Source organism: Mycobacterium sp., assembly GCF_052144515.1.
Taxonomy (GTDB): Bacteria; Actinomycetota; Actinomycetes; order Mycobacteriales; family Mycobacteriaceae; genus Mycobacterium.
The window spans coordinates 49,569-58,590 of the sequence record NZ_JBKQQD010000554.1; the positions used below are offsets into that span (position 1 = coordinate 49,569).

At 66.5% G+C, this 9,022-nt stretch carries 8 protein-coding genes and 1 pseudogene; 1 reads left to right on the forward strand and 8 read right to left on the reverse strand.

Features of this window, described 5'->3' with window-relative positions:
• Positions 1–3 precede the first annotated feature (3 nt).
• The 6 genes and pseudogenes from ACLP9N_RS37820 to ACLP9N_RS37845 all read right to left on the reverse strand — a co-directional run.
• Positions 4–1,747 (reverse strand): annotated as a pseudogene (locus ACLP9N_RS37820) (PPE domain-containing protein); the annotation flags it as partial.
• A 152-nt stretch (positions 1,748–1,899) separates the two neighbouring features.
• Positions 1,900–2,337 (reverse strand): hypothetical protein, encoded by a 438-nt coding sequence (locus ACLP9N_RS37825; protein WP_442412185.1) that lies wholly within the window; start codon positions 2,335–2,337, stop codon positions 1,900–1,902.
• 1 nt (position 2,338) lies between these two features.
• Entirely contained in the window at positions 2,339–3,592 is a 1,254-nt protein-coding gene (locus ACLP9N_RS37830) for a DUF58 domain-containing protein (protein WP_442412186.1), read from the reverse strand.
• Between the two features lie 7 nt (positions 3,593–3,599).
• Positions 3,600–4,550, reverse strand: coding sequence for an AAA family ATPase (locus ACLP9N_RS37835; protein ID WP_442412197.1), 951 nt, complete (start codon positions 4,548–4,550; stop codon positions 3,600–3,602).
• A gap of 37 nt (positions 4,551–4,587) precedes the next feature.
• Entirely contained in the window at positions 4,588–5,070 is a 483-nt protein-coding gene (locus tag ACLP9N_RS37840) for a hypothetical protein (RefSeq protein ID WP_442412187.1), read from the reverse strand.
• Positions 5,067–6,026, reverse strand: a complete 960-nt coding sequence (locus ACLP9N_RS37845) for a DUF4129 domain-containing protein (RefSeq protein ID WP_442412188.1) — start codon at positions 6,024–6,026, stop codon at positions 5,067–5,069. The genes ACLP9N_RS37840 and ACLP9N_RS37845 overlap by 4 nt, the downstream gene beginning before the upstream one ends.
• A gap of 142 nt (positions 6,027–6,168) precedes the next feature.
• Here ACLP9N_RS37845 and ACLP9N_RS37850 point away from each other — a divergent pair, with 142 nt between their 5' ends.
• Positions 6,169–7,557, forward strand: coding sequence for a 13E12 repeat family protein (locus ACLP9N_RS37850; protein WP_442412189.1), 1,389 nt, complete (start codon positions 6,169–6,171; stop codon positions 7,555–7,557).
• On the opposite strand, the gene ACLP9N_RS37855 is transcribed toward ACLP9N_RS37850, so the two are convergent.
• Both ACLP9N_RS37855 and ACLP9N_RS37860 read right to left on the reverse strand, forming a co-directional pair.
• Positions 7,544–8,416 carry an SDR family NAD(P)-dependent oxidoreductase gene (locus ACLP9N_RS37855; RefSeq protein WP_442412190.1) on the reverse strand — a complete coding sequence of 291 codons (873 nt, stop codon included), beginning with the start codon at positions 8,414–8,416 and terminating at the stop codon, positions 7,544–7,546. The two genes, ACLP9N_RS37850 and ACLP9N_RS37855, sit on opposite strands and share 14 nt — an antisense overlap.
• Positions 8,413–9,022 (reverse strand): TetR/AcrR family transcriptional regulator (locus ACLP9N_RS37860; protein ID WP_442412191.1); only part of this gene is annotated, 610 nt, incomplete at its 5' end. The genes ACLP9N_RS37855 and ACLP9N_RS37860, both read right to left, overlap by 4 nt.

Below are 9,022 nucleotides of genomic sequence, written 5' to 3' on the forward strand. Positions count from 1 at the left end.
AGTTCCAAAGCCCGTGTCCCAGCTACCCGAATTGCCGAAACCGGTGTTGCCGGTGCCCGAGTTGCCGTAGCCCACGTTGCCGGTGTACGTACCCAACACCCCGACCGAGGTGGTGCCACCAGAGTTGAAGCCGCCCATGTTCAGGAAGCCCGAGTTGGCGGAGCCCATGTTGAAGGAGCCCGAGTTGAAGATCCCGGTGTTGTGGTAACCGGCGTTTCCGTACCCGACATTCTGCAGACCCGCGTTGGCGATGCCCATGTCGAAGTTGCCCGCGTTCAACGCGCCCGAGCTGTGGGAGCCCGTGTTGGCGATGCCCATGTCGTGGTCGCCAGCGTTCAGAAGACCGCTGGAGAAGTTGCCCGAGTTCCAAAACCCGCTGTTGAAGGTGCCAGTGTTCAACATCCCGCTGTTGTAGCTGCCGGAGTTGAGGATGCCCGAGTTCGCGGTGCCGGTGTTGAGCAGACCTGCGTTCCCGCCGGCGCCCCCCACTTCCAGGGTTCCGCCGCCCGAGTTGAAGAACCCGTGGTTGTTGGTTCCGGAGTTGAACAGGCCGGTGTTGCCGGTCCCGGATTTGAACCCGCCGAACCCGAACTGGTTGTCGCCGGTCAAGCCGATACCGATGTCGTGGTTGCCGGTGTTGGCGATGCCGAAGTTGCCGTAGCCGGTGTTGGCGAAGCCGGTGTTGGCGAAGCCGGTGTTGTAGCTGCCGCTGTTGCCCAGGCCGTAGTTGTCGATACTTCCGTTGGAGTTGAGGCCACCGATGCCAAACCGTCCGTCGCCGACAAGGCCGATGCCGATGTCACCGTTACCGTTGTTACCGATACCGAAGTTGAGGCTGCCGAGCCGTAGTTACGGAAGCCGATGTTGTCACTGCCGTGGTTCTGGATGCCGATATTCCCGTTACCGATGTTGTGCAAGGCCGAGAGCGTGATGGGGTCGCCGTACAGGGGCCCGCTCTGAATACGGGTTTCGGAGCTTCCGTTACCGATACCGACGTTGAAGTCACCGAAGTTGCCGGCGCCCCAGTTCTTCAGGCCGAAGTTTCCGAGCCCGAGATTATTGGCGCCGAGGTTTCCGCTGCCGACGTTGTGGATGCCCGTGTTGCCGTCACCGACGTTATTGCCGCCGAAGTTTCCGCTGCCATAGTTGTTGACGCCGAAGTTGCCGATGCCGAAGTTGTCGGCGCCGGTGTTGGAGGCGGCGGCGCCTGGGCAGCCTGCGGCAGGCTCTTTAGCAATTGCGGCAAGTTCACCAGGTTCGAGGCGGCTGCCGAGGCCCCGCCGTGGTAGCCCACCATCGCGGTTACGTCCTGGGCCCACATCTGCTCGTATTCGGACTCGATCGCCGCTATCACCTGTGCGTTCTGGCCGAACAGGTTCGACGTCACCGCTTGCACCAAGTTCGAACGGTTGACCGACACCAGCGCCGGGTGCACGGTCGCCGCCAACGCCGACTCGAATGCGCCGGCCACCGCTTGGGCCGAGGCAGCCGCTCCGGACGCGTGGCCCGCTGCCGCACTCAACCAGTTGGAGTATGGCGCGGCCGCCGCTGCCATTGCCACCGACGCAGGACCCTGCCAGGCCTGACCGGCCAAGCCCGAGACCAGCGACGAAAACGAGTCCGCCGCCGAGCCCAGCTCGCTGACCAATCCTTCTCAGACCGTTGCTGCCTCCAACATCGGAGAGGAACCCGGACCCGTGAACATCAACAACGAATTAATCTCAGGTGGAGCAGTCAAGAAACTCATGAGAGCGTCCCTCCCCTAGGCACGACAACAACTTCTTCCCCCGGGACCGTTGCGTGCCCGAAACGCCACCACCCCGTAAATGCGGATTTTAGACACACGTGAGCGCTCGTGGTGGTGTGAATCACAGTTTTTTTACTGCACGAGTTTTGAATTTAACGACCCACGAACGGGCGCGTGGCCAGTACGTAGATCGCCACGACAGCCAGCGGTGCCGCCAACGGCAGCCACGGCAACTGCAGCGGGAACGAGGTTGCGACCAGCCCGGCGAAGGCGAATCCGACGGCGGCGACAATCGTTGGCCAGCTTCTGATTAGGGCGTCGGCGTATCGACACACCAGGTAGCCGGCCGCGCAAAGTCCCGAAAGGGCTGCGAGCAGGTGCGACGGATCGGACAGCACCATGGTGAACACCGACAGCAGCACGGCAAGCGTCGCGATCGGCCGAAGCGCCATGCCCATGCCCACCGCTATTGCCGCGGCCCCGGCGGTGGTCACCGCCGGTCCGTGTGTTCCAACGGCGGCCGAGCCCACCATGACGAGGCCGAATACCAGTGCAAGAGCACGATTTCGGAGTTGACTGATCGCTGCCATGCTATCGCCGTCCCCGCGCCCGGCGCCCGCGGTCGGGCAGCACACCCATGGACTGCTCCAGGCTGCGATCCGCCCGCCAAGAGATGACGTCCACCCCGACGGTGGCCATGTCGCGATACATGGCCGAGCGCTGCAGCGCCCACATCCGATCCACCAGGGGATCCTGCTCTCCTTCAAACGGGGAGCTGTCGAGAATGTCGACGGCGATTACGACATGGCCGCGTTTGCGGAGGTCGATCAGGGCCAGCGCGAACTCCGTATCCAGCAGGGTGGAGAAGGCGATGACGATCGCTCCCGCCGGAACGGCCGCGCGCGGCGCCAGTGTCCCTGTTGTGCTTTCGAATTGGTCACCGGCGCCGAGCACGGTGTCGAGCACGCGATAGAACTGGCGCTGCCCGATGTCAGCGCCCAGCCAGCGCGGCCGGTTGCCGCCGAGCGCGACGATCCCCGCGCGATCACCGTTTCGCAGCGCGGTCTGCACCACCTGAGCCGCGCCCCGCACGATTCGTTCGGTCGCCTCCGTCGCCGGGCCCGGGGGCTGCCGGTAGGTGTCGATCAACACCACCACGTCGGCCGCCCGGTCGGTGAGCCGCTGCGTCACGTGCAACTGACCGCGGCGGGCACTCACCGGCCAGTTCACCGCCCGCAGTTGATCTCCCGGCACGTAGGGGCGAATGTCGGCGTACTCGACGCCCGGGCCGATATGCCGGGTGAGATGGGCCCCAAGGCGGTCGAGCAATTCGGTCTGCGGGATGGACGTCGGCTGCGGCGGCGTCAACGGAAACACGATCACCACCGCCGCGTCGACCGTCGCCGTCCCGGCCAGCAGCCCACCGCGCGCCGTTACTTCGAGGCGGGCCCGGATCGGGTATCGACCCCACCGTTGTGCCACGGCCGCAGCGGTTTTCACCAGACCCGGTTCCTCATCGAGACCCTCGAGCTGCATCCCATCGACGGCTTCCACGTTGAGCTGCACCGCCGCCCCGCCGCTGTCCTGGGTAACCCACACCTTCACCCGCGCCTGCTCGTTCTCGAAGCATCGCTGAGAATCCGGCTCCGCGTGGACCAGGATCGTCGGCACCGGGCGCTGCCAGCTGATCGAGCACAGCACACCGAGCAGCGGCGCCGCGAACGCGATCAGTTGCCATCGCGCACCGATCACGGCGGCGGCCAGCGCGACCCCCGCGCAGGTCGCAAACGCCCGTGTCAGTGCTGATGGGCGCCAGCGCAACTGGGCTTCGCGGGTTTCGATCACGCCGAACTCATCCGGTTCGGGGCACCGGCAAGCGCCGCAACAGCTCGCCGACGACGTCGGCGCCCTGAATCTTTCGCACCCACATCTCCGGGCGCAACGTGATCCGGTGCGCGACCGCCGCGACGGCGAGCGCCTTGACGTCTTCGGGGATCACATAATCGCGGCCGAGCAGCAGTGCCCGGGCACGGGCCAGTTGAACCAGGTCGAGTTCGGCTCGTGGGCTGGCGCCGACGGCGATCTGCGGGTGATGCCGGGTAGCGGTGGCCAGCGACACCACATAGTGCAGGACGTCATCATGCACCGTGACGTGCTCGACCGATTCGCGCATCGCCAGCAGATCGTGCGCGTCCACCACTTGATTCACCGTCGGCTCACTCGAACCGCGTTCCAGGCGGCGGCGCAGCATCGAGGTCTCGTCGCTCTCGGAGAGGTATCGCAGTTCCAGCCGGATCGCGAACCGATCCAGCTGCGCCTCCGGTAGCGGATAGGTGCCTTCGTACTCGATCGGGTTGTCGGTGGCCAGCACGATGAATGGCTTTGGCAGCTTATGAGTTTCGCCGTCGATGCTCACCTGGCCTTCGGCCATCGCCTCCAGCAACGCCGCCTGGGTCTTAGGCGGCGTGCGGTTGATCTCGTCGGCGAGCAACAGGTTGGTGAAAATGGGCCCTTGCCGGAACGCGAAGCGGCCCGACTGCATGTCGTAGATGGTCGAACCGAGCAGGTCCGCCGGTAGCAGATCGGGCGTGAACTGCACCCGCGTGAATCCGAGCCCCAGCGCGGCGGCGAAGGACCGCGCGATCAGCGTCTTGCCGAGGCCGGGCAGATCTTCGATGAGCACGTGGCCGCGCGCAAGCACGGCGGTGAGGATCAGCGTGAGCGCGAAGCGCTTCCCCACCACGGCACGTTCGATCTCGTCGAGCACCGCCTCGCAGTGGGCCGTGGTCTTACCAGCAGGCATAGCGGCCGGCAGGGTCATATCCCGATCGCACCCCCTTTCATACCTGCTCCAACCTCTGCAGAATCTCTTCGAGCTTCGCACGTCCGGGACCGGGTTCGTGGGCTCCCGTGCGCGTGACATTGTTGGGGTTGACCCATTCCCACAGTTCGGGGCCGAAGAGCATTTGCCCGCTGGCGTGAAATGCCGTCCGATCTTTGGCCTGCCTGTGTCCGGTGGCGATTTCGAATCGTCGTGCCAGCATCGGACGCAGATGCCGGTCCCAGTCCGCCCGGGTGGAGTCCGACCGCCGGATCGTCGTCTCGGTGGTGACCAGCCAGCGGCGCAACGCATCTCCCAGATCGTCGGCGTCCGGCTCGACCTCGGGTTGGATCCCATGTCCAAGGAAACGACGGATATTGAGCAGCACCAGCGCCGCGGCAGCACCGGACGCCGCGAGCACGAACCGGCGATCATGCAGTATCAGTGCCAGCAGCTCCGTTCCGACGATGAGGCAAACACCGAGGGCGATAAGCCTTTTCATACTGAGCTCGCCGCGAGTTCGTCGAGGACCAGCTGAAGCACCCGCACCGCCACCTCACGATGCCCCTCGTTCATGACATGCGGGCTGAATCGCGCCTCCTCGAACAGGTTGACCAGCTGCACGGCGTTATCGGCATGCAGTGCATGGTGTTCGACCGCGCGGGCAAGCACCTCGGTCGGGGTGTCGAAGTCCTGGGGCACCGCTCCCGGGACATTGGCGAGTTCACGTTCCATCGCCGCGTAACAGGCGATGATCGCCTCCCGTGGTTCGCGGCTGAGGTCGGCCATTTCGGCCAGCCCGACTTCCGCCGCCCGGACCAGTTCCGAATGCTTGGTGGGTGCACCGGATTCGGCGTAATCGTCAGCGCTGATGCCCGGCGCCGGGCCAAACCGCCCAAGCCACCGCCTCCGGGTGTTGATCACCGCCGACGCGACGATTATCAGCAGCAGCGGGACCGCGCTCGCGAGCAGGACCCCGACCATGTCCCCGGGGTCGTTTTGCCGGTTGTGCTTCGGCGGCGGGACGGTGTCGTGCGCCGGCGGCGGCGTGGCCGGTTGCAGCGGTTTTGAAGGCGGCGCCGGCGAAACCTCGTGGGGCACGAATAAGTGCGCCAGCATCATCGCGATCAGCAGCCACGCCACGATCACCGCGAGCCCGATCAACAGCACGCGCCAGCTCGGCCGGCCCTTGCCGCCGCCGATCATGTCGGACACATCGAACGCGGTGGGCGCCGCCGCACGTGGGTCCCGCAACCGCGCGATGACCGCGACCGTCATGAGGGCGAGCGTTCCGGCCAGGGCCGCGATCACGAACATCATCGCCGCCCGGTTGCCGCCTGCGTCCGCGAGGGGCCCACGGACCTGTGCGGGAAGATACCCGCGCAGGGCGGCGGCGGCGGCGATCAGCAGCACGATCAGCGCAACGACGCGCCCCGTCGGCTTGTCGATACCGGGCATGTGCACACCTGCCTGCCGCCGTTGCGGCATAGGCTTTTTTCATACTGGCATGTCAGACGCGCCTTATCCACAGTCGGCAGTTCATCCACACATCCGTCGCCGGCAAGGCTCTTTTCGCACAATTGTTCGATAGTGTCGAGGGATGGGTTTTCTGGGCGCCGAGGCGGCACAAGAGCGGATCAGCGCTGCTCTTGACGCGATCGACGCTGCCCACGACGTGCTGCGGGACACCTCGTCGGACCTTGTCGGCATCGACTTTCGCGTCACAGTGGCCGAACGGCTCGAGACTCAGGAGCGGGTCAACCGCGGGCTGATGTATCGGTTCTTCGCAGAAATCGCCGACCCGCCCGACGGGACAGGGTTCCTACCGATGGTGCGCGACATGTTGTGGGCACGGCTGCGTATCACTCCCCAAGAAATCACGCGCCGTTTCAAATTGGCAGCGCGGATTCGACCGCGGCGGTCGCTTACTGGTCCGCCCGTGCCGCCGGAGTTACCGGAGTTGGCGGAAGCGGTGCAAGCCGGCACCGTCGGCGAAGATCATATTCGGGCCGTGTGCCGAGCCGTCGACGTGCTGCCCGCCCGCGTTCCGCCCAACGAGGTGGCAGAAGCCGAGCGCACGCTGGTACAGCACGCGACCAAACTCGACGCCGGGGTCGTCACAAAGCTGGGCCAACGGATCGCCGACCACCTCAATCCTGACGGGCTTTTCAATGACAACGACCGGGCGCGCCGCCGCGGACTACGGCTGGGCCCCCAGGAACCCGATGGGATGTCCCGATTGTGGGGTTTCCTCGACCCCGAAGCGCGCGCGTACTTCGAAGCCATTGAGGCCGCGGTGCGGCCAGGGCGCCACCAGCCTGACAGCGCGAACGAAGAGCCCGATGCGCGTGATGCGCGCACACCCGCCCAACGCTGCCATGACGCGCTCAAGTTAGCCATGGAAACCGCGATTGCAGCCGGCCGGATGGGTCAGCACCGCGGTCACCCCGTCACGGTGGTCGTCACCACGACACTGTCCGAAATCAACCAAGCCGCGCACGCGGTAGCCGACCCATCGCTCCCGATGCCTACACCCGCAAGAACCGGCGGCGGCTCACGGCTGTCGATGCGGGATCTTATCCGTATGGCCGCCAAGGCAATCCATTACCTGGCGGTGTTCGACGACCATACAGAGCGACCGCTGTATCTGGGTCGCCAGAAACGGGTGGCCTCCGCTGACCAAAGACTCGTCTGCTACGCGCGCGACCGCGGCTGCACCCGTCCCAACTGCCTCGAACCGGGCTATCACTGCGAGGTCCATCATTCGCCGGACTGGGCAAAGGGTGGCCGGACCGATGCTGACAAGCTGTTTTTCGCCTGCGGCTGCGACCATGGTGCGGCGAGCCGGGGCGAACAGCGCACCGAGGTCACCGAGAGTGGGCGACTTGGCTGGACCGATGGCAGTGGGCCACCCGAGATCAACCGCGCTCACCACCCCGATGAACTGCTGCGCGGAGATCCCGACCCGCCGACAGCTAACCCAACGTGAACGGCCGGAAGCTGCCGTCGAGGACCTCTCGGTGACCGATCGTGCGCCCGGTGATCGCACTTGCGTCCACCAACGCCAACCCCACCGCCGCCGCGGCGAACTCCTCCGCAGAGGCGGTCTCATCGAACTCGCGGGCGTAGTACGCCAGGCCTGGTGTGAGGATCGGTTTCGACGGCGACAACGCGTTCACCGCGATGTTGTGGTCGGCGAGATCGAACGCGGCGCACTGGGTGAGATGCTCGAGCGCCGCCTTGGACCCGCCGTAACCCGGCAGCACTCCCCCGCTGCGGTCGGGGTAGGGCCCGTCGCCGGGAAACCGCGAGGCCACCGAGGTGATGTTGATGATCGAACCACCGCCCGCGGCGATCATGTCCGGGCACACCATCTGCATCAGCTCGTAGGCCGCGAACACCGCGATGTCGAAGTGCCGGCGGTATGCGGCCAGCGGCGTGCTGACGAAGCCCGGCCAGCCAGGCTTGGCGCCGCTGCCGGGCGACCCAGGCGCTTTGGCGCGCCGCTCGGCACCGGGCACCGGCGGCCGACCGGGCGCGGTGAACGCCGCATTGTTGACCAGGATTGTGATGGGGCCCAAGGCATCTCGGGCCTCACCGACCAACCGCGCGATATCGTCGCGGTCGGTCAAATCGGCACGGACCGCGACGGCACGCCCGCCGGCGGCCTCGATGTCGGCGACCGTCTCACCGATGGTCCCGGGCAACCGGTCGTTCCACACCTGTTCGGTGCGGCCGACGACGGCCACCGCCGCGCCCTCGGCCGCGAGCGCCAGCGCGATCGCCCGGCCCAGGCCGCGGCTGGCGCCCGTGACGATCGCGGCCCGGTCCGCAAGCCGGCGCGTCACCGGGTAACCCCGTGCACCACGATCGCGGTGGTCTGATCCACCCATGCGTCATCGAGCTTTTCGTCCGGGCGCAGCAGCATCCGCAGCATGGTCGCTCCCCCGATCAACTCGATCAAGCGGTCAGGATGCACATCGGGGTGGGCTTTTCCGCGCTCGACGGCCTCGCGCAGCCGCACCCCCACCGCGGCGAACAGCTCGGCGAATCGCGACATCACCCGCGCGTTGAGCTCGGGGTCGGCCGTCATGTCGGCCACCAAACCGGGCAACGCGGACCGCACCACCGGGGTGGTGAACACGTCGCGCGTCGCCTCGATCATCATCCGGATGTCCGCGGCGAAGTCGCCGGCCGGAGCCTCCAGCGCGCTGGGCGCCACCGGGAACGCCGCCTCGTGGACCAGCTCGGCCTTGCTGGACCAACGGCGGTACAGCGCGGATTTGGTGGTTCCGGCGCGCTCGGCGACGGCGGCCAGGCTGAGGTTCGAATAGCCGATCTCCACAAGCAGTTCCGCCGTCGCCGAGAGGATGGCCGCGGCAATGCGCGGGTCCCGGGGGCGGCCGGCACCCGGCGCCTTCTCGAGCCTGGAGTCGAGCGTGGGCGGGTCTGCT

Excerpts from the sequence above, each read along its gene's own strand:
- ACLP9N_RS37825 (WP_442412185.1), bottom strand. The coding sequence starts at position 2,337 with ATGGCAGCGATCAGTCAACTCCGAAATCGTGCTCTTGCACTGGTATTC.
- ACLP9N_RS37835 (WP_442412197.1), bottom strand. The coding sequence starts at position 4,550 with ATGCCTGCTGGTAAGACCACGGCCCACTGCGAGGCGGTGCTCGACGAG.
- ACLP9N_RS37850 (WP_442412189.1), top strand. The coding sequence starts at position 6,169 with ATGGGTTTTCTGGGCGCCGAGGCGGCACAAGAGCGGATCAGCGCTGCT.
- ACLP9N_RS37845 (WP_442412188.1), bottom strand. The coding sequence starts at position 6,026 with ATGCCCGGTATCGACAAGCCGACGGGGCGCGTCGTTGCGCTGATCGTG.
- ACLP9N_RS37840 (WP_442412187.1), bottom strand. The coding sequence starts at position 5,070 with ATGAAAAGGCTTATCGCCCTCGGTGTTTGCCTCATCGTCGGAACGGAG.